Annotated in this window: 23 protein-coding genes and 2 tRNA genes; 12 read left to right on the top strand and 13 right to left on the bottom strand. The window is 63.4% G+C overall.

Annotation, left to right across the window (positions count from 1 at the left end):
• Positions 1–69: 69 nt before the first annotated feature.
• Positions 70–453, top strand: coding sequence for a hypothetical protein (locus tag ACMGFH_RS04760; RefSeq protein ID WP_415381648.1), 384 nt, complete (start codon positions 70–72; stop codon positions 451–453).
• 366 nt (positions 454–819) lie between these two features.
• Here ACMGFH_RS04760 and ACMGFH_RS04755 read toward each other — a convergent pair.
• From ACMGFH_RS04755 to ACMGFH_RS04740, 4 genes are all read right to left on the bottom strand, one after another.
• Positions 820–996, bottom strand: a tRNA-Trp gene (locus ACMGFH_RS04755).
• Between the two features lie 54 nt (positions 997–1,050).
• Positions 1,051–1,281: a DUF5795 family protein gene (locus ACMGFH_RS04750; RefSeq protein WP_415381647.1), complete on the bottom strand. Its 231-nt coding sequence runs from the start codon at positions 1,279–1,281 to the stop codon at positions 1,051–1,053.
• A 437-nt stretch (positions 1,282–1,718) separates the two neighbouring features.
• The gene (locus ACMGFH_RS04745; RefSeq protein WP_415381646.1) at positions 1,719–2,624 is read right to left on the bottom strand and encodes a DUF5794 domain-containing protein; all 906 of its coding nucleotides are present in this window, start codon (positions 2,622–2,624) and stop codon (positions 1,719–1,721) included.
• A 4-nt stretch (positions 2,625–2,628) separates the two neighbouring features.
• On the bottom strand, positions 2,629–2,844 hold the full coding sequence (locus ACMGFH_RS04740) for a hypothetical protein (protein WP_415381645.1): 216 nt from the start codon (positions 2,842–2,844) through the stop codon (positions 2,629–2,631).
• Positions 2,845–3,009: 165 nt separating this feature from the next.
• On the opposite strand from ACMGFH_RS04740, the gene guaB reads away from it, so the two are divergent.
• Together guaB and ACMGFH_RS04730 are read left to right on the top strand one after the other, a co-directional pair.
• Positions 3,010–4,500, top strand: a complete 1,491-nt coding sequence (gene guaB / locus ACMGFH_RS04735) for an IMP dehydrogenase (protein WP_415381644.1) — start codon at positions 3,010–3,012, stop codon at positions 4,498–4,500.
• 138 nt (positions 4,501–4,638) lie between these two features.
• Positions 4,639–5,070 (top strand): GNAT family N-acetyltransferase, encoded by a 432-nt coding sequence (locus tag ACMGFH_RS04730; protein ID WP_415381643.1) that lies wholly within the window; start codon positions 4,639–4,641, stop codon positions 5,068–5,070.
• A gap of 19 nt (positions 5,071–5,089) precedes the next feature.
• Here the strand turns inward: ACMGFH_RS04730 and ACMGFH_RS04725 are convergent, their stop codons facing one another.
• Positions 5,090–5,791 carry a TOBE domain-containing protein gene (locus ACMGFH_RS04725; protein WP_415381642.1) on the bottom strand — a complete coding sequence of 234 codons (702 nt, stop codon included), beginning with the start codon at positions 5,789–5,791 and terminating at the stop codon, positions 5,090–5,092.
• 64 nt (positions 5,792–5,855) lie between these two features.
• On the opposite strand from ACMGFH_RS04725, the gene ACMGFH_RS04720 reads away from it, so the two are divergent.
• Together ACMGFH_RS04720 and ACMGFH_RS04715 are read left to right on the top strand one after the other, a co-directional pair.
• Entirely contained in the window at positions 5,856–6,839 is a 984-nt protein-coding gene (locus tag ACMGFH_RS04720) for an extracellular solute-binding protein (protein ID WP_415381641.1), read from the top strand.
• Positions 6,814–7,611, top strand: a complete 798-nt coding sequence (locus tag ACMGFH_RS04715) for a molybdate ABC transporter permease subunit (protein ID WP_415381640.1) — start codon at positions 6,814–6,816, stop codon at positions 7,609–7,611. Before ACMGFH_RS04720 ends, ACMGFH_RS04715 begins: the two co-directional genes overlap by 26 nt.
• A 22-nt stretch (positions 7,612–7,633) precedes the next feature.
• On the opposite strand, the gene ACMGFH_RS04710 is transcribed toward ACMGFH_RS04715, so the two are convergent.
• Complete coding sequence (locus ACMGFH_RS04710) at positions 7,634–8,896, bottom strand: glycosyltransferase (RefSeq protein WP_415381639.1); 1,263 nt, start codon at positions 8,894–8,896, stop codon at positions 7,634–7,636.
• Positions 8,897–9,098: 202 nt separating this feature from the next.
• Here ACMGFH_RS04710 and ACMGFH_RS04705 point away from each other — a divergent pair, with 202 nt between their 5' ends.
• Positions 9,099–9,530 carry a DUF5807 family protein gene (locus ACMGFH_RS04705; protein WP_415381638.1) on the top strand — a complete coding sequence of 144 codons (432 nt, stop codon included), beginning with the start codon at positions 9,099–9,101 and terminating at the stop codon, positions 9,528–9,530.
• A 16-nt stretch (positions 9,531–9,546) separates the two neighbouring features.
• Entirely contained in the window at positions 9,547–10,632 is a 1,086-nt protein-coding gene (locus ACMGFH_RS04700; protein WP_415381637.1) for a phosphotransferase family protein, read from the top strand.
• 30 nt (positions 10,633–10,662) lie between these two features.
• Here ACMGFH_RS04700 and ACMGFH_RS04695 read toward each other — a convergent pair whose 3' ends face one another.
• Together ACMGFH_RS04695 and ACMGFH_RS04690 are read right to left on the bottom strand one after the other, a co-directional pair.
• Positions 10,663–11,757: a DHH family phosphoesterase gene (locus ACMGFH_RS04695; protein ID WP_415381636.1), complete on the bottom strand. Its 1,095-nt coding sequence runs from the start codon at positions 11,755–11,757 to the stop codon at positions 10,663–10,665.
• A 60-nt stretch (positions 11,758–11,817) separates the two neighbouring features.
• Positions 11,818–12,267, bottom strand: coding sequence for a universal stress protein (locus ACMGFH_RS04690; RefSeq protein WP_415381635.1), 450 nt, complete (start codon positions 12,265–12,267; stop codon positions 11,818–11,820).
• Positions 12,268–12,399: 132 nt separating this feature from the next.
• Between ACMGFH_RS04690 and ACMGFH_RS04685 the strand changes: the two genes are divergently transcribed.
• Positions 12,400–12,837, top strand: a complete 438-nt coding sequence (locus ACMGFH_RS04685) for a universal stress protein (protein WP_415381634.1) — start codon at positions 12,400–12,402, stop codon at positions 12,835–12,837.
• A gap of 76 nt (positions 12,838–12,913) precedes the next feature.
• Here ACMGFH_RS04685 and ACMGFH_RS04680 read toward each other — a convergent pair whose 3' ends face one another.
• The 4 genes from ACMGFH_RS04680 to ACMGFH_RS04665 all read right to left on the bottom strand — a co-directional run bounded on the left by ACMGFH_RS04680 (position 12,914) and on the right by ACMGFH_RS04665 (position 16,461).
• Positions 12,914–13,441, bottom strand: coding sequence for a GNAT family N-acetyltransferase (locus tag ACMGFH_RS04680; RefSeq protein WP_415381633.1), 528 nt, complete (start codon positions 13,439–13,441; stop codon positions 12,914–12,916).
• Positions 13,438–13,803 (bottom strand): universal stress protein, encoded by a 366-nt coding sequence (locus tag ACMGFH_RS04675; protein ID WP_415381632.1) that lies wholly within the window; start codon positions 13,801–13,803, stop codon positions 13,438–13,440. Before ACMGFH_RS04675 ends, ACMGFH_RS04680 begins: the two co-directional genes overlap by 4 nt.
• Positions 13,804–13,924: 121 nt before the next feature.
• Positions 13,925–15,844, bottom strand: coding sequence for an ABC transporter ATP-binding protein (locus ACMGFH_RS04670; RefSeq protein WP_415381631.1), 1,920 nt, complete (start codon positions 15,842–15,844; stop codon positions 13,925–13,927).
• 101 nt (positions 15,845–15,945) lie between these two features.
• The gene (locus ACMGFH_RS04665) at positions 15,946–16,461 is read right to left on the bottom strand and encodes a DUF192 domain-containing protein (RefSeq protein ID WP_415381630.1); all 516 of its coding nucleotides are present in this window, start codon (positions 16,459–16,461) and stop codon (positions 15,946–15,948) included.
• 89 nt (positions 16,462–16,550) lie between these two features.
• On the opposite strand from ACMGFH_RS04665, the gene ACMGFH_RS04660 reads away from it, so the two are divergent.
• From ACMGFH_RS04660 to ACMGFH_RS04645, 4 genes are all read left to right on the top strand, one after another.
• Positions 16,551–16,624 (top strand) — tRNA-Val (locus ACMGFH_RS04660).
• Between the two features lie 374 nt (positions 16,625–16,998).
• A complete protein-coding gene (locus tag ACMGFH_RS04655; RefSeq protein ID WP_415381629.1) occupies positions 16,999–19,962 on the top strand; it encodes an AAA family ATPase in 2,964 nt (987 codons plus the stop codon).
• Complete coding sequence (locus tag ACMGFH_RS04650) at positions 19,955–21,310, top strand: hypothetical protein (RefSeq protein WP_415381628.1); 1,356 nt, start codon at positions 19,955–19,957, stop codon at positions 21,308–21,310. The genes ACMGFH_RS04655 and ACMGFH_RS04650 overlap by 8 nt, the downstream gene beginning before the upstream one ends.
• A gap of 89 nt (positions 21,311–21,399) precedes the next feature.
• Positions 21,400–21,909: a hypothetical protein gene (locus ACMGFH_RS04645; protein WP_415381627.1), complete on the top strand. Its 510-nt coding sequence runs from the start codon at positions 21,400–21,402 to the stop codon at positions 21,907–21,909.
• 64 nt (positions 21,910–21,973) lie between these two features.
• On the opposite strand, the gene ACMGFH_RS04640 is transcribed toward ACMGFH_RS04645, so the two are convergent.
• Positions 21,974–23,143 (bottom strand): hypothetical protein, encoded by a 1,170-nt coding sequence (locus tag ACMGFH_RS04640; RefSeq protein ID WP_415381626.1) that lies wholly within the window; start codon positions 23,141–23,143, stop codon positions 21,974–21,976.
• Between the last annotated feature and the right edge of the window lie 171 nt (positions 23,144–23,314).

The raw sequence follows: 23,314 nt of genomic DNA, 5'->3' as shown, positions 1-23,314 counted from the left end.
CACATTACGTATGCGGCTGGTAAGTCACTGGCAAGTGATGATTTACAGCCATGTTCCGTACCGTTGGCCATGCTCTCGTCCGAAGAGGTGACCGAACTCGAATCCGAACTCGTCAGCGTCTGCCGGACCGCGATCGGCGACGACATCCGTAGCATCACGTACTTCACCGTCGACGACTACGAACAGCTCTATCTCCGGAGCGACCTCGAACAGGACGCGAACCTGGAACCGTTCGTCGCCAACGAACGACTGGGGTTCACCTCTCAACAGACCTACGAGGAGACGGAACTCGGCGAGTACAAGTTCAACATCCGCGTCTTCGAGTGGGGAACGATCACGAGGACGATCGCCGGCGACCTCGGCGTGTTCGTGACGACGGATCCGCTCAACCTCGACGAATTCTCTGAGGTAGACCAGTCGATCAGAACGGTTCTGGAAGAGTTCAGCGGCTGAGCGGGACGAGCGCCGACGAAACACGGACGTAACTTCGGGAACGATATAGCGATGATCTGGAGACGGTGGTGATGTGCACCCGATTTGATTCGGTCGCTCGCTTCGGTCGCGCTGCGACTTCCCTGGTTCGAATCCCGCCGAGACGTCTGTCACGCCTCACGAGTGACGAGCACACGAGGTGCTCGCCGTCGTGGTTCGGCGCAGAAGGATGGGGTCGGAGGGGATTTTCACCCGGTGCGAGACGGTCGCTCACTTCGTTCGCGCTGCGACTCGCGTGGTTCAAATCCCTCTGATTGCGATTTCAACAACACACAGGACGCGAGCACACGCTACGCGGTGCTCGCGGGACATCGTTCGGTGAAAGAATGGGGTCGGAGGGATTTGAACCCCCGATCGACTGATATCTCCGGTAGCGCCTCGGAACTCCAGAGGGTCATCACAGGGTCAGTGATCAGCCGACCCGTTCAGTATATCAGCTGGAGTGTCGTCCCGGGCGCCGTTGCCTCTGGAGTCAGTCGCCATGCCGGACTTGGCCACGACCCCGCCTGCATCATTCGGTATGCCCAATCCCACTAAAGGGGTTTCGGTCTCCCCCGGTCAGTCCTCGTCGTCTATCTCGGCCCAGTCGCACTCCTGGCACTTGTAACCGGTCACGAACGACGTGACCCCGGGCATGTAGCCGACCTTCAGCACGTTCTCGCCGCAGTCGGGACAGTCCCGGTCGGCGTCCTCGATGGGCTCGGCGTCCATGACCGATTCGCCCTCGATGAGTTCCGCCAGGCGCTTGGGCGTGACCATCCGCCCCTGCACGACGCGATTGTCTGCCATACCGTTGCATCGCCGCGCCCGTCCGTAAGCCCTTCCACTCGCGGCTAGCAGTTGATCCTACGGCTACGGCGGATTGTGAAACTGCAACCGCGAACAGCGTGAAAGCCCCGGTCCGCTGCGGTCCCGCGGCTCGCTGCGCGCTTCACTCGCTTCGCTCGTTGCAGTGCTTACTTCGCCGGGGTTCCCGCAGCGGACGGCCCCTTTCATTCCCACCCACACAAACTGTCCCGTCCAGCTACGCGGGTGGGAATGAAAGGGGCGGTCGTCTCGACGAAGGCCGGCGAAGCAAGCACCGCAGGGAGTGTAACGACCGAGGAGCACAGCGAGACGCCCGAGTCGAAACGACCGGGGCTTTCACGCTGTTCTGGACTACGAGTGTAGTAGCGGCGCGGTCGGTGCTGCTACCGACTACTGTGACTCCAGAGACACAGTTCTGCTCACATCCACGGTGCGCGTTCGTCGTCGGTGGTGACGTAGTTAGAGACGCGGCCGGGGACGGACTCACTCTCCTCGTCCGTATCCTCGTCATCGTCCTCCGTACTCTCGGGGTCGCCGCCGTCGGCGACCGCGGCGTCACCGGACACCTCGTCCGGGACGACGGCGTACTCGCGGTCGCCGGACGGGTCGAAGGCGAACAGCGCGGTCACGCCCAACACAGCGAGCGCCAGGGGAGCGTCGCCCGGAACCAACCCGAAGATTGAGAGCGGGAGCACGCCGAGGGCGACCGCGCTACCGAAGCGGAAGCGGTCGATGTCCACCACGGCTCGCAGTTGCGGGCCGAGCAGGGCGACGGCGAGCGCGAAGGCGACGCCGACGCCGGCCGCGGCGACGGCCCGCCCGACCAGTTCGAGGTCGGTCGTCACCGTCAGCGCGACGCCGGTGGGCTCGAAGCTCGCAACCAGCCCGAGGGCGATGATGACCGCGGGGCGAGGCAGGTACTCGCCGATTCGGGCACTCGCGGTCTTCGCGGCGACCGCGAGGATGACGAGGCCGGCGAAGCGCTCGAAGACGGCCATCGAGAGCATGTCGCGGATGGTCGGCGCGAGCGCGGCCTCGACGGCGGCGACGGGGATCAACACGGCGCCGACGGCGAGGATGGCCGTCGCCTGCTCGCGCCGCGATCCGTCCATCTCCGCGAGGATGACTGCCACGGTGGCGCTACCACCGAAGATGAGCAGGCCGACCTCCAGGATACCCACGGGGTCCGAGAGCGCGCCCGCGAGGACGAGCGCCGGGAAGATGCCGTCGACCAGCGGGAGACACATGATGGTCGCGAGGAGCTTCGTCGCACCGCCGACCTGTCGCTCGACGGTGAGTGCGACCGGGTGCTGGGAGCTACTCATGCGCTCAGCAGTGGCCGTCTCCCGTGGCCAGGGGGTGTCCCGATCCTCGATGCGGCCTCCGGCGGGCGACGAACTGCCACCGGGCGGCGCCGAAGTTCGAGGTGGGTTTCTCCGCGAAGTCCCGTTTGAAGCAGTCGGCAGAAGGTGTGAACGCGACGCTCGCGGCGTCGCGGGTGGTCTTCTGGCCGATGCCAGCAACGGCGGGACTGGCGGAGTGCATATCTATCATTATTATCCAATCGAGTATAAGAATTGCGTGAGAGACGGCCACATGCGGCGCGGAGCGGGCCGATCGACCGCCGAACGGCGGTTCGCGATCTCGGGAAGGGCTGGCACGGAGCGACCGTCTCGCAACGTTTTTGGGCGGTCGGCGGCGACGCTTTACATGGCGAACGATCCCGAACCTTTCTCGGAGAAACTCCGCGTGCCGGAGGCGCTGACGTTCGACGACGTGCTCCTCCGTCCCAAGGAGAGTCGGGTCGAACCGGACGACGCGGACACGGCGACACACGTGTCGAAGAACGTCGAGCTGCAGGTGCCGGTGCTCACGGCGGCGATGGACACCGTCACCGAGAGCGAGATGGCGATCGCGATGGCCCGCGAGGGCGGCCTGGGCGTCATGCACCGCAACATGGACGTCGACGGGATGGTCGCAGAGATCGAGCGCGTCAAGCGCGCCGACGAGCTGATCATCCGCGACGTCGTGACGGCCGAGCCGGACCAGACGGTCCGCGAGGTCGACGAGATGATGGCTCGCGCCGGCGTCTCCGGCGCGCCCGTCGTCAGCGACGACGACGAGGTGCTGGGCATCATCTCGGGCACGGACATCCGCCCGTACCTCGAAGTCGGCGAGTCCGACGAGGTGCGCGAGGCGATGACCGACGAGGTCATCACCGCGCCCGAGGACGTCACGCCCCGCGAAGCGCTCGAACTCATGTACGAGCACAAGATCGAGCGCGTCCCCATCGTCGACGACGGGGACCGCCTCATCGGGCTCATCACGATGCAGGGCATCCTCCAGCGTCGCGAGTACGACGCCGCGGCCCGCGACGACGAGGGCGCGCTCCGGGCCGGCGTCGCCGTCGGTCCCTTCGAGGCCGACCGCGCCGTCGCCGCCGACGAGGCCGGCGCCGACGTGCTGTTCATCGACTGCGCGCACGCGCACAACATGAACGTCATCGAGAGTGCCCGCGAGATCACCGAGGAGGTCGACGCCGACGTGGTCGTCGGCAACGTCGGGACTCGCGAGGCCGCCGAGGCGGTCGTCGACTTCGCCGACGGCATCAAGGTCGGCATCGGCCCGGGCTCCATCTGTACGACCCGCGTCGTCACCGGCGCCGGCATGCCCCAGATCACCGCCGTCGCGCAGGTCGCCGACGTGGCGAGCCAGCACGACGTGCCCGTCATCGCCGACGGCGGCATCCGCTACTCCGGTGACGCCATCAAGGCCATCGCGGCCGGCGCGGACGCGGTCATGCTCGGCTCGTACTTCGCCGGCACCGACGAGGCGCCCGGTCGCGTCGTCACGATGAACGGCAAGAAGTACAAGCAGTACCGCGGCATGGGCTCGGTCGGCGCGATGCAGTCGGGCGGCGGCGACCGCTACCTCAAGGACGTCGACGAGGACGAGGAAGACGAGATGATCCCCGAGGGCGTCGAGGCGGCGACCCCCTACAAGGGGACGCTCGCGAGCGAGCTCTACCAGCTCGTCGGCGGCATGAAGTCGGGCATGGGCTACGTCGGCGCCGAGACCGTCCCCGAATTCAAAGAGCGCGCCGAGTTCGTGAAGGTCTCGCAGGCAGGCCAGCAGGAGGGCCACCCCCACGACGTCGTCATCACGGACGAGGCGCCCAACTACAGCCCCGACGGCTCGTAGGACGCGCTTTCGGCGGTATCTGTCGGTATTTTCGGCACTACTATTCGACTTTTCGACGGACTCGCACGACGGAGCGGTCCGTTCTCGACGAGCGGTCGACCGCAATTCTCAGGGTCGTTCGACCACGACGGTACGGCCATGAGTGTCGACGTTCGCGTCGTCGAGTCCGACGCCGACCGCGAGAACGCGCTGGCGGTCCGCCGCGAGGTCTTCATCGAGGAGCAGGGCGTGCCCGAGGACATCGAGATGGACGGCGAGGACGACGAGGCCGTCCACTTCGTCGCGACGGACGGCGACGAGCCGGTCGGCGCGGCCCGGCTCCGCGAGGTCGATCCCGGCGTCGGGAAGGTCGAACGCGTCGCTGTCGTCGCCGACCGTCGCGGCGAGGGGATCGGCCGCGAGCTGATGGCGACGCTTGAATCGGCCGCCACACAGCGGGGGATCGAGCGGCTCGTCATGCACGCCCAGACCCACGTCGAGGCGTTCTACCGGAATCTCGACTACGAGACGACCAGCGACGTGTTCGAGGAGGCCGGCATCGACCACGTCGAGATGGAGAAAGTGCTCTGATCGAACCGCCGAAATAGCGTTACTCCTCGTCGGCGGCGCCCGGCGCGGCCGTCGCGCGCGTCGCCGTCGCCTTGAACGACGCGACGACCGGTTTTCCGGGTCTCAAACCCAGCGCGTCCAGACTCGTCTCCGTCACGCGGACCGCGAGCGGGTCGGACGCGCCGACGTCGATGCGAACGAGCGCCGTGCCGTCGCCGCCGTCGACGTCGCGGACCTCGCCCGTGAAGCGGTTGCGAGCGCTCGTCTCCGCTCCTTCGGGCGCGCTCTCGGGGTCGTGCAGCGTCACCGCGTCCGAGCGGAAGGAGACCTGCACGTCCTCGGCGTCGGTCAGCGCGAGCGCGCGGACGACCCCGGCCGCTGTCTCGACAGTTGCGAGGTCGCCGTCGCGCTCGGTGACGCAACCGTCGAGGACGAGTCGCTCGGTGGTGGCGGTTCCCTCCAGCGCGGCCTGGAGCCGCTCGAACTGGGCGAGCAACTGGCGGGCGTCGTCGGTCAGCCGGCTCCCGCCGCCCTCGCTTCCCCCGCGCTCGCGCTCGACGAGCGGCCCCGCCGCGCCTTCGAGTTCCCCGACACGGGCGTGCGCACGGGAGTACGACCGACCGAGCGCCGACGCGGCCGCGTTGAGCGACCCGTGTTCGGCGACGGCGCGCAACAGCGCCGCGTCTCGCCCGTCGAAGGTCTCCCCGCCGACTCGCAAGTGGGCCTCGAACCCCGCGTCCATATCCCCGAGTCGAGCGGCCCGACCAAAATCGTTATGTCTCGACCGACACAACGTCGATATGTCTATGCCGACACAACGGTCGGGGAGCGATCGGTTCCGTTCCGGGGACGACGCGTCGGGCGTCACCCGTCGCGGGTTCCTCACGGCAGCAGGTGCCGTCGGCGCCGCGGGAGCGACCGGGGTTTCGGCCGCCCTCAGCGGCTGTGTTGGAAGTGTCGGGAGCGTCGCGGGCGCAGAGGACGGATCCGGGGAACCCGTCTCCGTCCTCGCCGCGGGGAGCCTCCAGCTGGCGTTCTCCGAGGGGCTTCGGGCGGCTGTCGATCGGTCGCTCCGGGTGGAGTGCCACGGGTCCGTGACCGCCGCGCGGCTGGTCGACGAGGGGAAACGCGACCCCGACATCGTCGCCCTGGCCGACACGGCGCTGTTCGACGGCCCGCTGGCGACCGACTGGCACGCCGAGTTCGCGACGAACGCGCTCGTGGTCGCCTACGACGAGGAGAGCGCGGCCGGTCGACGCGTCGGCGAGGCCGACCGCTGGTTCGATCCGGTCCTCGCGGGCGAGGCGACGCTCGGACGGACCGACCCGGACCTGGACCCGCTGGGCTACCGGACGCTGTTCGCGCTGGACCTCGCCAGTGAGTACTACGACCGTCCCGGTCTCCGGAAGGCCCTGGTCGAACCGCGACAGGTGTACCCCGAGACGTCGCTGCTCTCCAGGTTCGAGACGGGCGACCTCGACGTGGCGGTCGTCTACCGGAGCATGGCCGTCGACCGCGGCTACGACCACGTCGAACTCCCCGCTGCCGTCGACCTCGGTGACCCCTCCCGCGCCGACGAGTACGCCGCGATGCGCTACGACCTGCCGAGCGGCGAGACGGTTCGGGGCGCACCGGTCGCGTACGGCGCGGTCGCCCGACGCGACGACGACCGGGTGGCGGAGACGTTCGACGCGCTCGTCGCCGGCGACTACCTCGCCGACCACGGTTTCGCCCTCCCCGAGAGTTACCCCGAGTACAGTGGTGATGTCCCGCGTGGCCTCCGCCGGTGACCGCCGGCGCTGGGAGACGCTCGCTCCCGCCGTCGGCGTGGCACTGCTCGCCCTCTACGCCGTTCCCATCGGCTGGCTCCTCTTCGCTCAGTCCCCGGGACGGGTCCTCGCCTCGCTGAGTGAGCCGTTCGTCGTCAGCGCGGCCCGGAACACGCTCCTCTCGGCGACCGCGAGCACGACGCTCGCGCTCGGATTCGGCCTCCCGCTCGCGTACTGGCTCGCCCGCGCGGAGTTCCGCGGACAGACGCTCGTGACCGCCGTCGTCGCCTTCCCGCTCGTCCTGCCGCCGGTCGTCAGCGGGATGGTCCTGCTGAGCGCGTTCGGGTCGAACGGGCTCGGCGGCGTCGTCGGTCTCTCGGTCGACGGGACGCTCGCCGGCGTCGTCCTCGCGCAGACGTTCGTCGCCTCGCCGTTCGTCGTCCTCTCGGCCCGGAGCGCGTTCGAGCGCGTCGACCGCCGCCTCGAAGAGGTCGCCTGGACCGAGGGCGTCTCGCGCTGGCGGACCGTCCTCCGGGTGACGCTCCCGCTCGCCAGTCGGGGGATCCTCGCCGGCGCGACGCTGGCGTTCGCCCGCGCGGCCGGCGAGTTCGGCGCGACGCTCATGCTCGCGTACTACCCCCGCACGCTTCCGGTCCAGATCTGGGCGACCTTCCAGGGCCGCGGCCTCGACGCCGCCGTCCCGGTCGCGGTCGTCCTCGTCGCCGTCGCCTCGGGCGCGCTCGTCGTCCTCAACCTGTTCGGCGGGTCGTCACTGGTCGGCCGCAGCGAGTAGGGGCGAGGTGAGCGGTGCGCCGCTACCCTCGCCGTGTGAACTCTGCCCCGAGATCTGAGAACAACCGCAGATAGTCGCTGACCAATCGAGGAGTCAGGAATCGCTCTCGCACCATCTCGCGACCGCGTTCACCGAACTGGCGCCTCCGTTCGTCGTTCTCGAGCAGCAGCGCGAGGCGGTCTGCCGCTGCGGTCAGATCGCTCGGATCGACGAGATATCCGTTCGCCCCGTCCTCGATCTGGAGCGGAATGCCCCCGACGTCGGTTGCGACGACGGGCGTCTCTTTCCAGAGCGCTTCCGAGACGGTGAGCGCGAATCCCTCGCGTAACGACTTCTGGAGGACGATATCGGCGCCTCGCTGAATGGCGTTAATGCCCGCGTCGGGGAGATCCGTCAGGAGGTGGATGTCCGGATCGTCGGCCGTTTCGGTCGCGACCTCTCGATATATCTCGATTCCTTCCGGATCGTCGTCGGGCATCGCACCCGCGAGCACGAGTTGGACGCCCGGGACCGACTGCTGGACCGTCCGATACGCCTCGACCACTCCCAGGGGGTCCTTCCAGGGGTCGAACCGCGAGACCTGAACGAGAAGCGGTCTATCCGGGTCGAACGGATACGCTTCGAGGTCGGTGGCTTCGGTTCCCCCGTCCGAAAGCGCACTGAGCGGACGGTTCTTCCGGGTCAGCGGGTCGATAGCCGGGTGAACGACGTCCTTCTCGATGCCCGTTATCTCCCGGCCGTACGCCGCGCGACTGAATATCACGCGATCGATCGGGTCGAGATTCGACCGGACGAACGCGAGAAACGCCGAGTTCGCCGCCGTCAAGTCGATGTGGCACCGCCAGACGAGCGTCGTCTCGGGAAGTTGCGTGGCCAGTGTGGCGGCCATCCCCAGCGACTGGGGGTCGTGAAGCACGATCACGTCGTAACTGCCGTCGAGCCCGGCGGCGTTTTCCTCAGTCACGCGCCGGTACGTGTCGCGCATGGCGTCGGTGAACTCGATCTCGTCCCCCTGGAGGCCGTTGTGGACGGCTTTCGTGACGTCGAAGAACTCGGCCGGGGCGTCCATGACGAGCCAGTCGGTGTCGATCCCGACGTCGTTCGAGAGCGGCACGAGCGTCCGGAGGATCTCCGCGACCCCACCGCCACTCGCCGTCGAGTTGACGTGGGCCACCCGTAGGTCCGAGAGCGAATCGGCGTGCTGGCGGATCGCCCGGCGTTGCTGGCCGTCGATATACGGCTCGTAGTCTTCGAGCGAACGGTCTTCTGTGGACGCTCTCTGCATCCTTTACGTGGAGTTCACGACGGGGTCGTGTCACGATTCTCCCTGCGATATCATGGCATTTATTAGCACACTGCCCTGTTCGGGCGCGTCCCGCCGGCTACCGCCGTCTCGAACCGACGAGGCAGATTATAGTGGGGCCGGCACGCGACACGGCGAAACGGATGACGTGCCCTTTTTCACCGCGGACCGACTCCCTGTGGGCATGAGCGACCGCGAGGAGTTCCTGGCCGGGGACCGACCGGAAGACGTGTTCATGTACTTCGCCGACCACGCGGTATCGGGCATCGACGCGCTGGCCGGCCATGGCGAGCGGGTCGACGACGGCGTCGTCCTCGTCGTCGAGGGCGACAGCGGCCGCAGCGCCTTCCAGCGCGCCACCGACACCGACCCGATGGCGTTCGCGAAGCAGGCGATGGCCAACGAGGGCACGGTCGACCCCGACTGCACGGGCGGCACGTGCCCCGACACCGACGAGACCGAGGGCCCCCACGTCGCCCGGTTCGTCTTCGCCTTCGCCGAGGAACAGAACGAGGAGGTCGAGGGGCTCTACGCCGAGGGCGACGTGATCCACGCCTACGTCCAGTGCACCTGCGGGACTCCCTACTCGCAGAAGTGGCTCGCCGGCGAGCGGTAACGGCGGTCGGCCGACGATGAGCTATCCGAGTTTCGGCCCCGCGGACCCGCTGTCGCGCGAGACGCTCGCGGCCACCGTCTCGGCGGTCCGCCCCGACTGGCGGCTGCTGGACGCCGAACCGATGCCCGAGGGGAGCGACATCGTCTACGGCGTCACGGTGGCGGCGACCGATTCGAGCGGCGACAACTTCGAGTCCGAACGCGAAGCCGTCCTGAAGTGCTTCCGCTCGGCCGGCGCGCTCTCCTTCCGGACCCACGAGCGGTTCCTCGTCGAGGTCGACCTGCTCGAACTCGTCGGCCGCGAGACCGACCTGCCCGTCCCCGAGGTGTACGGCGTCCGCGAGTCCCACGACGGCCTCCCGACGCCCGCCTTCCTGATGGAGCGACTGCCCGGCGAGTCGGTTTCGGGCGTGCCCGTGGGGGACAACCGTGCGGTCGTGGATCGGCTCGTCCGCGAGTCGGGACGATATCTCGCCAGGATCCACGACCTGCGGACGTTCGAGGAGTTCGGCGATCTCGTCGCCGGGTCCGCCGCGTCTTCCGCCCGCGAGGAGCCGATCGTCGAGGACGGCCGGACCGAGTGGGCCGACCGACTCCGCGATATCGTCGCGTTCGCGCTCGACGACCTCGACGGGACCAGATTCGCCGATCTCGAAGCGGACCTGCGGGCGTATGTCGACGAACGACTCGACGCGCTCGGCTTCGCGACTGACCCCGTCCTCCTGCACGGCGACTACCGGCCGGGGAACCTGCTCGCCGACCCCGACTCCGGCGAGGTGACGGCGATCCTCGACTGGGGCGCTTCCCAGGCGGGCGACCCGCGCTACGAACTCGCCTGGGTCGTCCGGGAGTTCTCGAAGCAGGCACCGCTGGACTCGCCGGTCCACGAGCGCGTCCGCGAGACGCTCTTCGACGCCTACGAGCGCGACCGCGGCGTCGAATTCGATCGGGGCGAGACCTTCGAGCGCCGACAGCGCTTCTACCAGTCGGTCACGTGGATCTGCGAGTTGCAGTGGTTCGAGTACTGGTGGGCCGGCGCGGACGAGTCGGTCCGCGAGAGGCGCGCCGCGCAACTGCGCGAAAACGTGGAAGCACTGCTGTAACTGCCGTTATCGCCCCCTCCTGTAGCCGCGCTACCGTTCAGTGTCGACGCCTTCCTCGGGCTCTTCCGGCGGGAGTGCACGGAACGCGTCGAGGATGGCCTGCTTCGCGACGGCACCGCGGGTCGTCCAGTGGTGGGCGTAGTCGAGCATGTCGTCGTAGATGTGGGGCTTGCAGCCCGCGGCGCGCGGGTGGCCGCCGCCGCTGACCTGCTCGGCGACCTCGTGGGCGCGCTCGAAGCCCTCGGAGCCCCGGATCGAGGCACTGCCGGCCGGTTTGACGATGACCGAGGCGTCGGCGCCCTGCTGGCGGAGCGCCTCTGCGACCTCGTTCTGCGAACAGCGACCGTAGGTGACGCCGACGGTCCACTCGCCGACCTCGCGCAGTTCCGCGCGCTCGACGGCCTTCTCGATTAGGGCCTCCTTCTCGACACGCTCCTCGGCGAGGTACTCTTCGACCTCCGGCGGGAAGTCGACGCCGTAGCGGCGGATCACCCGGACGTACTCTTCCGGTTCGGCCCACATCGCGTAGTCGGCCAGGTCGTCGCTGCGCTCGTCTTCCTTGATCCACAGGTCGTGGTCGCGCGTGACCCTCGCGAGGTCCTCGAACTTCGCCGGGAAGTCGGCGCCGAGTTCGGCGAGAGCCACGTCGGTCGTGCAGACCTCCTCGGAGTCGCCGACGGTGAGGTCGACGCCCGCCTCCTCGACGGCCGCGGCGAGGTCGTCGTCCCACTGGTGGTGGTCGAACCAGCGGACGGTCGTCCGCTCGGCCAGCGCGTCGAGGCCCTCGACGTCGTCGGGATGGTCGGGACAGAGGTCGCAGACGAAGACCGTCGCGTCGTCGGGCGCGTACTCGACCGCCCACTCGATGCTCTGGCGGAGTTCGTGCGGGCCCGAGGGGACCATGGCCGCGTCGTCGCCGTGGACCTCGCGGATCAGGGCGACGCAGCCCAGGCCGTCGGCGTCCGTGTCGGCGATGACGACCGTCTCGGCGCCCGACAGCGCGTCGACGGCCTCGCTCTCTTTTTTCGTCTCCTGCAGCGAATCGGGGTAGAAGAATCCCTCGCCCGGCAGGACCGACTTCCGTTCGAGCGGGAGTCGGTCGCCGTCGATGATCCAGTCGTCCATACGGGGCGGAGCGGCCCCGAGGCAATGAAGGCCCCGGTTACGGGGGGAATCGGGCTCGGCTCAGACGGCCTGTTCGTCTCTCTCGGCGGCGTCGAGCTGGCGGACGGTGAGGACGGGCCGGTCACAGCGCCGAACGACGGCGTCGGCGACGCTCCCGAGGACGAACCCGTGGTCGCCGTGGCGGCCGCGCGTCCCCAGCGCGACGACGTCGGCGTCGACGTCCTCGACGTACTGGGTGATCTCGGCGCCGGGGCGGCCGTTACGGACTGCGGTGGTGACAGATCGGCCCGAGCGCTCGCGCACGTCGTCCAGCGCCTCCTCGGCGGCGGACTCGAGGGCGTCGACCAGCTCCTTCCGCAGTTCGTCGGGCGAAGCCGCGACGTCGCCCCGGTCGACCACGTAGAGCGCGTGGACGTCCGCGTCGAACTTCGCGGCGACGTCCAGCGCGACGTCGACAGCGCGCGACGCGCTCTCGGAGCCGTCCGTCGCGATGACCACCGTGTCGAACATGGTCGAGGTATCCCCGCCCAGGCCTATAAACCACGCGAGACGCCGCCGACCGGGCCTCCGCCCGCACGGACCGTTCGCTCGGCCGGCGGAACCTCGGTGACTTTTTGCCCTCGCCTGACAGACCTGTGGACAATGAGTCTCGACATCGAGCAGGTCCTCGTGCCCGTCGATGCCACCGACCAGGCCGAGCGCGCCGTCAGCTACGGGCTCGAGATCGCCGAGCGCTACGACGCCGCCGTCCACGTCCTGCACGTGATCGACGAGCCGGTCAAACGGGGGATCGAGACCGGCGATGTCGACGCCGAGACGGTCGCCGACGAGCAAGTGACCTTCGCCGACGAGACGGACGAACTCGCCGACGACGTGGCCGTCACGCACTCGACGGTCGTCGGATTCTCCCGCTCGCGGCTCCGCCAGCACCCCGGCAGCGCCATCCTCGACGTCGCCGAGGAGCTTGCCGTCGACTTCATCGTCGTCCCCCGCGAACAGGGGATCGAACCGAACGAGACGCTCGGCAAGTCCGCGCAGTACGTCGTCGAGTACGCCAGCCAGCCCGTCCTCTCCGTCTGAAAATCGCCGCTCAGTCCGGACGGCGTCGCGCGGGCGGACGGACAGCAGCGGGACAGCGCTCGGTGGCCGCTCGCCGTCAGGCCAGCCGGATCGACATTTCCAGTTCGAAGCTCTCGGCGTTGCTCGTCTCGAACCCGAGTTTCTCGTAGAGCGCGATCGCTGGTTCGTTCCAGCGCTCGACGGTAAGCCACACTTGCTCGACACCACCGGCCCGGCCGTGGCCCAGCAGCGCCTGCAGGAGCTCCGTCCCGATGCCCGCGCTCTGGTAGTCGCCGAGGACGAACACGGCGAGTTCGAACGCCTCTTCGCGGTCGGGAACGAGGATGGCGTGACCGATCGGCGCGCCCTCGTGGACGGCCACGACGTTCAGCGACTCCTCGGACAGCAGCGTGTCCAGCCACTTGCTGATAGCCTCCTCCTTGACCGGCGGGATCCCCTGGGCGCGGTCGGCGGGGTCGAACTGGCCGTACATCTCGACCAGCGCGTCGAAGTCGTCGCCGCCGCTCTCCTCGATCCTGATCTCCCGGCCCTCGCCGTCCGTGAACGACAGCGGCGGCTCCGGGAACGGGTCGGCCGCGTCGTCGGGGTAGGTACGTCCGGTCATCGAACGAGAGTCACCGTCGTGTCGGCGTTCAGCAGAACGAACTCGGCGACCTCACCGAGTTCGATCTTTCCCATGGGGCTGCGCTGGCCGCCCCCGATGACGATGCGGTCGACGCCCTCCCGCGCGGCGAACTCCGTGAGCTCGCTTCCGGGATGGCCGGAGAGTCGGTGGACGTCGGCGTCGACGCCGGCGTCGGCGATGCGGTCGCGGATGCGCGATTCGACGTCGTCGACGTCGTAGTCTTCGGACGTGTCGAGCACGGCGACCGTGAGGTCGTCTCCGGCCTGGCGGGCGCGAGCCAGCGTCTCCTCCAGCGCGTCGAACCCGTCGGGGCTCCCGCCCATGCCCAGGAGGACTTTCATGTGCGAGGGTCTCGCGGCCGGACCCAAAAAGCTTCCCGCCTGCACTGCCGAACGCGACGTGGTACCCGATCCCATCGCCACCGAACGCCGCCCGCTCGCGGCCGAATCGGGCCCCGAACCGTCAGTCGTCGGTCGCCTCGGTCTGGGCGCGCCGCCGCGCCGCCCGCTCGACGAACTCCTCGGGGAGCTCGTCGATCTCTCCGGCCTGCACCGCCCACAGCTTGGCGTAGAGCCCGTCCGCTCCGAGCAGGTCCTCGTGCGACCCGCGCTCGACGATCTTCCCGTCTTCGAGGACGACGATCTTGTCGGCGTCCTTGATCGTCGACAGGCGGTGGGCGATGGCGAACGTCGTCCGGTCGGCAGTGAGCTTGTCCAGCGAGCGCTGGATCAGCATCTCCGTCTCCGTGTCCACGTCGGAGGTCGCCTCGTCGAGGACGAGGATGTCCGGGTCCTTGAGGATGGCCCGCGCGAGCGCGATGCGCTGGCGCTGCCCGCCGGAGAGCTTCACGCCGCGCTCGCCGACCTTCGTGTCGTAGCCCTCGGGGAGGTTCTGGATGAACGCGTGGGCCTCGGCCATCTTCGCCGCCTCGACGACGTCCTCTTTCTCCGCACCGAACGTCCCGTACTCGATGTTCTCCCGGACCGTCCCGTAGAAGAGGAACGTCTCCTGACTGACGTAGCCCAGCGCCTGCCGCAGGCTCGGAATGGTCGCCTCGCGCAGGTCCGTGCCGTCGATGCGAATCGCCCCCTCGTCGACGTCGTACATCCGGAGCAGGAGCTTCATCACCGTCGACTTGCCGGCGCCGGTCGGACCGACGAGCGCGACGGTGTCGCCGCCCTCGACGTCGAAGCTGACGTCCTCGACGATGTTCTCGCTGTCGTCGTATCCGAAGCTCACGTCGTCGAATTCGACCTCGCCCTCCTCGACGACGAGCGGGTCAGCGTCCGGTTCCTCGCGGATGCGACTCGGCGTGTCCATCAGCCCGAAGATGCGTTCGCTGGACGCGTGGGCGCGCTGATACATATTGATGATCTGTCCGAACTGCGCCATCGGCCAGATGAACCGCTGGGTCAGCAGGATGAACAGGACGAACTCGCCGGCCTCGAGTTCCCCCGAGAGCGGTCCCAGCGGTTCGCCGATCACCCAGAGCCCGCCGATCACGAACGTGACGACGAATCCGACCCCCGAGAGCAGGCGCAGCCCGGGGAAGAACTTGATCCGGGTGTCGATGGCGTCCCAGTTGGCGTCGAAGTAGTCCTCGCTCACGTCGTCGACGCGGTCGGACTCGAAGCTCTCCGTGTTGGCCGCCTTGATCACCTGGATGCCGCCAAGGTTGTTCTCCAGCCGCGAGTTGAGCTGACCGACCGAAGACCTGACGTCGGCGTACTTGGGCTGGATGACGTCGATGAACTTCTTCGTGAAGATCGCGATGAGCGGCACGACGCCCAGCGCCACCAGCGCGAGCTGCCAGTTCGTGTACAGCAGGATGACCGCGATCGCGATCACCATGATCGACAGCCGGAAGAAGGAGTTCATCCCGTCGTTGAGGAACCGCTCCAGCCGATTGACGTCGTTCGAGAGGATGGACATCAACTCGCCGGTCTGCTTGTCGGCGAAGAACTCCATGTTGAGCCGCTGCATCTTGTCGTACGTGTCGGTCCGGACGTCGTGCTGGATAGCCTGAGCCCACGAATTCCAGCCCCAGTTCCTCGTCCAGTGAAAGCCCGCGCCCACGACGAACGCGGCGGCGATAATCGCGACTGTCAGCCACAGCTGGTCGCCCCTCGACCGGGGCAGCCACGCGTCGGGGATCAGCCACAGACTGTACGCCTTGTTGTCGAGGAAGATAGCGTCCACCGCGAGACTCAACAGCAGTGGAGGGACCAGGTCGAGGACCCGCGCTCCGATACTGCTGACGAACCCGACTACGAACGCGAAGACGTTCTTCCGTCCGTAGTCCGCGAACAGCCGCCGCATCGGGTCGTCAACGCGTTCGCGGACGTCCTCGAAGACCTCTTCCTCGTCGAGGTCTACACTCATCGACTACGCTCAGGGTATCGACCCGCAAAAGAGCGTCGAAGCCCTGCGAATCGTTCCCGTACCGAAACCACCGCCTCGCTCGCGGAGCCCCGCGATCCGCATCAGCCAGTGACGTTGTGTGCCGTCGGCGGGACCGCGATCCGGTCGCCGACGTCGACGCCCGTCTCGTTTGCCCACCCGCGCGGGACTTCCAGCACCCACTTGCCCCGCCCGCTGTATCGCTTTTCGGGACTCCCCTCTGGGACTCCCGCGTGATGTATCTCACTCACGCGTTCGTCCGCGCCGACGAAGACGATGTCCAGCGAGAACGCCATATCACGCATCACGTAGCCGTAGCTGTCTTCTTCCGGATGGACGAACAGCATCCCATCCCCCATCGCCAGGTCCGAGGTGTTACTGAGTCCGAGCCACCGTTTGGGGTCCGAATCGGCGACGCGAACGTCGACCGTCGCGAGTTCGGTCCCGTTCTCGTCGTAGGCGGTGACGGTGACGCGGTCGTAGCTGTCGGGACTCGGCGGGTTTATCTGGTAAAGCAGCCCCGACTGGCTGGCGTAGACGCCTCCGAGGAAAAAGAGGAGAAACACTGTGAACCCCCAGACGATGCGACTGTCGACCATGTGCGGCGCCAGGAGCGGAGTGGGGGTAAGCGTACGGGTTCGACCGAGAGAGAAAGCGTTATTCCGAGTCGGTGGAAATCCTCGGGTGAGGGTTCGTGGTCTAGTTGGTTATGACGCGGCCTTTACAAGGCCGAGATCGGTGGTTCAAATCCGCCCGAACCCATACGCGGTACGTACGGTTTCTATTTCTCCGGATTATCGGCTTCTAACGTCCTGTGGGCACCGGTTTGAGATTTCGGACGCCACATAGCGGCGTCTCAAATCGGCCGGACCCATGCAGTGTCTGAACGCGCCCCGCTGCCGTCCGGGGTTCCGCGTATTCGAAATCACTGCGGGTTAATAAAGATACGGGGGCAGGTTTCGATGCATGGGTTCTGAGCGATTTAATTCGTACAGACGATTTGCTACCGAGTAAAAGAGACAACTCCTGGAATAGACGGATATTTGTCACGATTATGACCGCCGATGCGTCCTTACCATTCGGAATCGAGTGCGACACCCCCTACAATTTTACACTGGGTTAACGATGTCGGCCCTATGACCGGTCGAGAGCGGTTCGCAGACTCCGCGGACGAATTTCTCCCATCTGAGTGGAACGACACCCCTTCGCGACGCGAACAAATTCTCGCTATGATCGACTACTTCCTGGATACTCCGCAGAACATGTCGACACGTGAGCGACGGAAGCGAGCGCAAAAGCGCGTTGCAGAAGAGTTTGATCTGAGTATCAATGCGGTTCAGGCCAAATCCGGACGTGAGACCTGGAAAAACCACGTCTCATCGAATGATTACCAGCGCGAGCATTTTGAGCCGGCGCTTCTAGAGATCGAGACCCGGATGCGAGATAGAGAGGGCCTCGACGTTGAAATTACAGACCCGCCGTCCGTCTGGATAGAAAAGACTGAGATCGAGGGCAGGACTTACAAGAAAGAAGGCGAGCTACAGCTAGGAAACGCGATTTATTCGCCGACACAGGACAAGCAGGGCCACGACCGGTACGCGCAAATGCGAGAGGCCAAGCCCGGCGACATCGTCCTGCATCTCCTCCAGGACAAGGGCCAAATTATCGGAATCTCCACAATCGAGTCCGAACTCGAGACCGACTTCGAGGGACTCCCGGAGTTCGGCTGGACGGACGACCAAGCGGGATACCGCCGCTGGCTGACCGGCTATCGAGAGTTCGAAGAACCGATCGATATCTACGAAGAGATCCTCAATAACCGGTCGTATGAGTCTCGCCTGCGGGAGGTTCGCGAGGGGTACAGTAACATCTTCTTCGATAAAAACCTCGCCCTCGTCCAGGGGGGTTACTTCACGCGGTGTCCTCCGGAACTCCTCGCCGTCATCAGTTCGGAATCGGAGGAATTAGAATCAGAACTGGAAGAGAAGGGGTATCCGGTTCGGGATCTCGTAAGTCCCGGTATCGAAGCTAGAGACGAGTACGACTCGCTCGATGACGCTATAGAAGACATTATGAATCGACTTGACCAGGCTCCTCGAGGCACAGCTTGGTTCCAGAACCGACTCGGCGAGGCGCTCGTCGCCGACTGGTCGACAGCGCTCGCCGGGTACAAACCGTCGGACGAAGTCACTGCAAGCAAGGCCGCAAAGTTCGACCAACTTCGGGCGTTCTACGAATCCACCGAACAGGAGCTCCAAGCCAAAGCAGACGCTCTCGGTGTCGGTTCACTCGGGCGTTTTTCACCCGCGAAGACGCTCTTTCTGGGCTATATCCGAGTGATCCAGGATGAGTTGGCCGTACCAAACGGGTCTCTCAGTCAGCCACGGCTCAACAGCATTCTCGAGGATTCTTACACGGTTTCCGCCCCGGATATAGAACAGCCGACATCAGAGAAACCGGACCATCCTCTAATAGAGTTAATCGAAGATTCAGATCTACCGATTCGGAAGTTCACTGCACCACCAGAGTATTGGTTGACAGCGATTCAATACGGTACTGTCTCATTTGAATCCGATACGGAGCATATCTGGGAATCGATAGAATCGGGAACTACTGCGTTTCTTCATACTCGCTCAGAGGCCGCAACCGAATCGATCGGTGACCAACGGCACGGTATCTTCGGTGTCGGAATCATCGGGGAGAAATCGACGAAAGACGAACGCTGGTGGACCGACGAGACCCAAGAGGATCCGTTCCCGTATCTGGCCGGATTCGATGAGCTGTATCTCACCAGCGACCTCGACCGCCTCAACACGTCGAAGAGAGTCGATAATCTGTCCAATGACGAGCTCGAGGAACAGATGGATGCCCTAACTGCCAATCTCCTCTGGTTCGAACAGGTCCAATCCATCTGCGAAGAGACGAACGGAATTAGTTTTCCAGCGCAGGGGGCCCACGGCGTTTTCAGGGACAACGATGGGTCTCCGGACTATGAGCGCCCTCGGGCGTTACTCAACGCGGTCGCAGATCGGTTGAAGCCGACCGGGACAATCAACGCACATGCGGAGTTCGAGGGCTCCATACCAACGGACCCGCTCGACGGTCTGCATTTCCCTGGAGATCAAAAGGACGAGATCATCCAGCAGATCGAAGCAGCTCTCCGGTCGGGTAAGCATATCATCCTTACGGGCCCACCCGGGACCGGAAAGACCGAAATCGCTCGTCGTGTCTGTTCTCACCTCGCGTCGGAGTACCCGTATCTCTATTCGGATTTCCAACTTACTACAGCCACTGCGGACTGGTCTACGTTCGACACTGTGGGAGGTTACATGCCGGAATCGACTGAGGGGGGAAGCGACGAGCTCTCGTTCACACCCGGTGTGGTTCTGAACCGCCTCAAGGAACGCCAGACGGATCGACAGGTGAATGAACCTCTCGTTATCGACGAGCTCAATCGCGCAGATATCGACAAGGCGTTCGGACAACTGTTCACGCTTCTCTCTGGCCAATCAGTCCAGCTACCGTATACCAGAGATGGCGAAGAAATCGAGCTCCTCTCGGCGGTGGAGACCGACCGACGACCGTCGCCCCATCAGTACGTCGTGCCCCAGTCCTGGCGCATCTTCGCGACGATGAATACCTACGATAAGACGTCGCTCTATGAGATGAGCTACGCGTTCATGCGCCGGTTTGCATTCATCCGCGTTGGCGCCCCCTCGATACCGGACGATGACGGGGACCTGGAAGACCTGATGCAGGACTACGCAACAGCATGGGAGATTCCGGTGTTCGAGCGCGATCGAGAAGAGCTGCAAGCGGTCGGCCGCGTCTGGCGTGAAATGAACACCGCGGTCGAGGACCGCGCGATTGGCCCAGCGATCGTGAAAGACATCGTCGAATACGTTGGCGAGAACGAGACAGTCCCGCTCGAGGACCGCCTTACAAGGGCTGTCATCAGCTATATCTTCCCCCAGCTGGAGGGCGTCCCGAAGCGGGAGAAGATAGTCCGCCAGATCTCGAAGGTCCGTCAGATTGACTCGGACGGTCTCGGCGACGCGGCGGCCGAGATGCTTCAAGTGAACATCGCCGACGATGAATAGGGAGGAACTGCTGGACCAGTTGACGCAGGACGTGCTCACTTACGTGATGCACGGCGCCTTCCCCGAGGACGAGATAGCCCGGTCGATCAAACCAGACGGGCTGGACGACCGCTTCGAGGATTACGAACTCCTCCTCGACCTCCACTTCATCCTAACCGAGGACATCATCGAGTTCGTCCGCGAGCTACCCGCGCATCTCCGGAACGTCCGAACGGAGACCGAGACGGTCTCAAGAACTCGCCGCGGGACAGTAGACGGGCACATTAATTGGAATTCGACGATAAAGGAGCGGTACTCTCGAAACCCGAACGACAAGTCCCTCTTCGTCTGCGACAACCGATCAGAGGACTACGACATCGCCGAGAACGTCGTCCTGAAACGTCTGCTCTCGGTGATTTACGACACGTTGCGCGAAGCCGAGGAATACCTCCGTGGTGAATACGAATGGGTCAGGGAGACCTGGAGAGGGAACGAGGACCTAATCGACGATCTGAATCGGATTGTCGAGCGGAACGTCCACGTCCGACGGATCAGGGACCCGGACGTCTACGAGCCGACCGAGCGGATGCTCACAACTGCTGAGAACTCCCGTCAGCGAGTCTATCGAGAGGCCGCTTCGCTGTTGCGAACTCGGGCCGCTTTGTTTGACGGAGAGGAAGAGGCTCTTAGGAGCCTACTTGACGAAACCGCCATCACTCCCGACGATGACCACGCACTTTTCGAGCTCTTCGTGCTCTTCCGATTCGTTTCTACTCTGGAGGATCTCCGAGAGGGAGAGCTCCGGTTTCAGACCATCGCGACAGAAAGACAAGAGATTGCACGGCTCGAGGGAGAGAAAGAGATTGTGCTGTATCACGATAACTCTGCCCGAGATAGGGACCTATCTTTCGTGTCGGACGTTCCAGAGGCGCCGGGGAGGACTCTTTCTCGTACGGAGAAGGTGCAGACAGTCGCCCGAAGTGTCGCGAATGAGTACTTCACGGAAAAGACGTTCAAGAATCACACGGGCCGTCCTGACGTCATTGTGATGGAGGTGATCGATGAGGAAAATGGAGAGCACGAATATCTGATCGTCGAGGTGAAAAACAGTACAAATACCGACACCATCCGGAGAGGTATCAAAGAGACCGTCGAATATCTTGCCTTTCTCCGTGTCAACGACGAGTTTGTATTTGGAGAGCGAGACGCTAAGGACTACTTTGGGAGCGGTTGGAACGGTCTGTTGGTAGTACAGGACCTGGAAGAGGATACCGCCTCGGTTGACGACCAGGAATTGAACGAAATATCCATTCTACAAGCAGAAGAACTCGAATCGGAGCTTGCGACTGTCTTACAACATATAATCTAATCCGGCAGGCAGCAGGTCGATACACACAGGGAAGCGAACTGAGTGAAGAAGACCAAGATCGTGTCGAACCTGCTATCAGCCGCAAAGTGATGCGGGCCTACGTCGCTCACGCGAAGGAGACCTGTTTCCCTGTGATCGAAGACGAAGAGTTTGCCAAGCGGTTGAAAGAGTTCTTTGTCGGCTTTCGAGCGGGAGCTGATGGGCAAGAATCTGATTCACCGGTTCCTGTGACGTTCCGGCAAGTGGAAGCTATCCAGCGGATCGCCGAGTCGAGTGCGCGGGTTCGTCTTTCTGATACAGTCGAGATGCAGGACATTGAGCGGGCCGTTGATCTCGTAATGGAGTCGATGAAGGAAGTCGGCTACGACCCGGAGAGCGGTGAGTTCGATGTCGATATCATCGAAACTGGGCAATCGAAGAGTCAAAGAGATCGAAGAGAGGAGATTATATCCGCAATTGAAGAGGTAGGCGGCGCAACCAAAAATGAGATTAGTGATTTAGTGAGCTTTGGAGAGAGCTACCAAATAGAACACGACATTGAGCAATTGCAAGAAAGGGGAAGAATCTACGAGATGGAAGGGGAATTAAACATTGCATAGATTCGGATAAACTCGCGTACACAGTACCACGACGTTCTCCAAGAAAAACTCCTCTTTACTTATTTTATTCACATACCGATATGTATTCCCTCAATACCTGTGTAGAATGATTATTTTCAGAGGAAAATACAAGGCCTAATTTGGTTTCTATCTCGCCAACTGATTTAAATTCATAAGACAGAGTTTGATTGACTTGCTCTCCCGGTGTGACAGTTTGTGCGCCTTCTACAGGGCATTTATCTTCAACTACCCCATCTATGAACAAAACCGCGTATTGTTCTAATTCCGATATTTGACCGTCTATTGGGAGATGAATGTCGTTATCTACTTCGAATTCGATTTCGAGGTCCTCATTGTTACCACATATGGTCGATTGAGGTACTTCAAAGTTAGACTCAATGAGTATGCTCCCCTCAGCAGGTAAATGCCCTTTTCTAGAACTTCCTCTCCTGCGATAGAGCCCTCGATCTCTCACCTTCTCTGGGTCGAATCCTCGTCTTTCAAGTACTTTCTCCAAATTCTCGATATTCTTCTTGTCACTTGTCCCTGGTACGTTTGCGTCAATTAAAATATGCCAAGAATACTCTTGTAGATAGCATCTGATCAGTTGAAAGGAGGTCCACTCGCGTATACTCTTTGAGCTGGGTTCCATCTGGGACTCCTCTATGAACGAAACGATGTTTTGAAGCGAGGACCCATACACCATTTCTACTAGTTTTTCCACGATGCCTATACCTTCATCCACATATTCGACAGGATCTGTATGCTCTTCAAATTCAAAATGAGATCCCCAATCATGTGCGAAAATATTCCGTTTCCCTCGGAATTGATTAAGCTTATTAGAAAAATTCCCTTCAATCAAACCCTCTTCTGCTAATATTTGTTCTCGATGGTGTTGGCTCAGTTCGTCGACTGTTTTTAAACTTAGACTTTGGTTCCCTGGATCAATTCGATCAGATAGTAAACTAGTAGTGAGTGATTCAATAGCCGTATGGGTTGATATGGTAAACTGGGTGAAGGCCTGATGCACATCCCAATATAATTCGGACAAATTTGTCTCAAATTGGTATTCGATTATAGGTCTTCCATGTTTCCAAGTCTCCACAAGGCGAATTATGTTAGAACACATTTCGCTATACTCAAAAAAGTAAGAGAGTTCTTTGTAACCAGAAAGGTATGAATCGATTCCCGTTACTTCGTCATTAAGGACGCTCTTGGCGTCTTGGACAGTCATTGAAGACTTGTGACATCTATACCATATAATAATTGTGGAGGGCATCTCTGACCGATTTAAGACGAATCCTCAATATGCAGTAAAACTATATCGATACATGTGAGGATATGTACCCATGACGTCAGACTTTGAAGAACAAATTTCTCAAGTCGTAGACCTCTGTGAGGAGAC

Origin of the sequence: Halosimplex rarum (genome assembly GCF_047715405.1) — an archaeon.
Classification (GTDB): domain Archaea; phylum Halobacteriota; class Halobacteria; order Halobacteriales; family Haloarculaceae; genus Halosimplex; species Halosimplex rarum.
Note: the sequence above shows the minus strand (reverse complement) of the source record. Positions and strands in the feature narration are given on the sequence as shown.

What these genes read in the sequence shown, in the direction of transcription:
- ACMGFH_RS04760 (WP_415381648.1), top strand. Translation starts at nt 70, where the DNA reads ATGCTCTCGTCCGAAGAGGTGACCGAACTCGAATCCGAACTCGTCAGC.
- ACMGFH_RS04750 (WP_415381647.1), bottom strand. Translation starts at nt 1,281, where the DNA reads ATGGCAGACAATCGCGTCGTGCAGGGGCGGATGGTCACGCCCAAGCGC.
- ACMGFH_RS04745 (WP_415381646.1), bottom strand. Translation starts at nt 2,624, where the DNA reads ATGAGTAGCTCCCAGCACCCGGTCGCACTCACCGTCGAGCGACAGGTC.
- ACMGFH_RS04740 (WP_415381645.1), bottom strand. Translation starts at nt 2,844, where the DNA reads ATGCACTCCGCCAGTCCCGCCGTTGCTGGCATCGGCCAGAAGACCACC.
- guaB (WP_415381644.1), top strand. Translation starts at nt 3,010, where the DNA reads ATGGCGAACGATCCCGAACCTTTCTCGGAGAAACTCCGCGTGCCGGAG.
- ACMGFH_RS04730 (WP_415381643.1), top strand. Translation starts at nt 4,639, where the DNA reads ATGAGTGTCGACGTTCGCGTCGTCGAGTCCGACGCCGACCGCGAGAAC.
- ACMGFH_RS04725 (WP_415381642.1), bottom strand. Translation starts at nt 5,791, where the DNA reads ATGGACGCGGGGTTCGAGGCCCACTTGCGAGTCGGCGGGGAGACCTTC.
- ACMGFH_RS04720 (WP_415381641.1), top strand. Translation starts at nt 5,856, where the DNA reads ATGCCGACACAACGGTCGGGGAGCGATCGGTTCCGTTCCGGGGACGAC.
- ACMGFH_RS04715 (WP_415381640.1), top strand. Translation starts at nt 6,814, where the DNA reads ATGTCCCGCGTGGCCTCCGCCGGTGACCGCCGGCGCTGGGAGACGCTC.
- ACMGFH_RS04710 (WP_415381639.1), bottom strand. Translation starts at nt 8,896, where the DNA reads ATGCAGAGAGCGTCCACAGAAGACCGTTCGCTCGAAGACTACGAGCCG.
- ACMGFH_RS04705 (WP_415381638.1), top strand. Translation starts at nt 9,099, where the DNA reads ATGAGCGACCGCGAGGAGTTCCTGGCCGGGGACCGACCGGAAGACGTG.
- ACMGFH_RS04700 (WP_415381637.1), top strand. Translation starts at nt 9,547, where the DNA reads ATGAGCTATCCGAGTTTCGGCCCCGCGGACCCGCTGTCGCGCGAGACG.
- ACMGFH_RS04695 (WP_415381636.1), bottom strand. Translation starts at nt 11,757, where the DNA reads ATGGACGACTGGATCATCGACGGCGACCGACTCCCGCTCGAACGGAAG.
- ACMGFH_RS04690 (WP_415381635.1), bottom strand. Translation starts at nt 12,267, where the DNA reads ATGTTCGACACGGTGGTCATCGCGACGGACGGCTCCGAGAGCGCGTCG.
- ACMGFH_RS04685 (WP_415381634.1), top strand. Translation starts at nt 12,400, where the DNA reads ATGAGTCTCGACATCGAGCAGGTCCTCGTGCCCGTCGATGCCACCGAC.
- ACMGFH_RS04680 (WP_415381633.1), bottom strand. Translation starts at nt 13,441, where the DNA reads ATGACCGGACGTACCTACCCCGACGACGCGGCCGACCCGTTCCCGGAG.
- ACMGFH_RS04675 (WP_415381632.1), bottom strand. Translation starts at nt 13,803, where the DNA reads ATGAAAGTCCTCCTGGGCATGGGCGGGAGCCCCGACGGGTTCGACGCG.
- ACMGFH_RS04670 (WP_415381631.1), bottom strand. Translation starts at nt 15,844, where the DNA reads ATGAGTGTAGACCTCGACGAGGAAGAGGTCTTCGAGGACGTCCGCGAA.
- ACMGFH_RS04665 (WP_415381630.1), bottom strand. Translation starts at nt 16,461, where the DNA reads ATGGTCGACAGTCGCATCGTCTGGGGGTTCACAGTGTTTCTCCTCTTT.
- ACMGFH_RS04655 (WP_415381629.1), top strand. Translation starts at nt 16,999, where the DNA reads ATGACCGGTCGAGAGCGGTTCGCAGACTCCGCGGACGAATTTCTCCCA.
- ACMGFH_RS04650 (WP_415381628.1), top strand. Translation starts at nt 19,955, where the DNA reads ATGAATAGGGAGGAACTGCTGGACCAGTTGACGCAGGACGTGCTCACT.
- ACMGFH_RS04645 (WP_415381627.1), top strand. Translation starts at nt 21,400, where the DNA reads ATGCGGGCCTACGTCGCTCACGCGAAGGAGACCTGTTTCCCTGTGATC.
- ACMGFH_RS04640 (WP_415381626.1), bottom strand. Translation starts at nt 23,143, where the DNA reads ATGACTGTCCAAGACGCCAAGAGCGTCCTTAATGACGAAGTAACGGGA.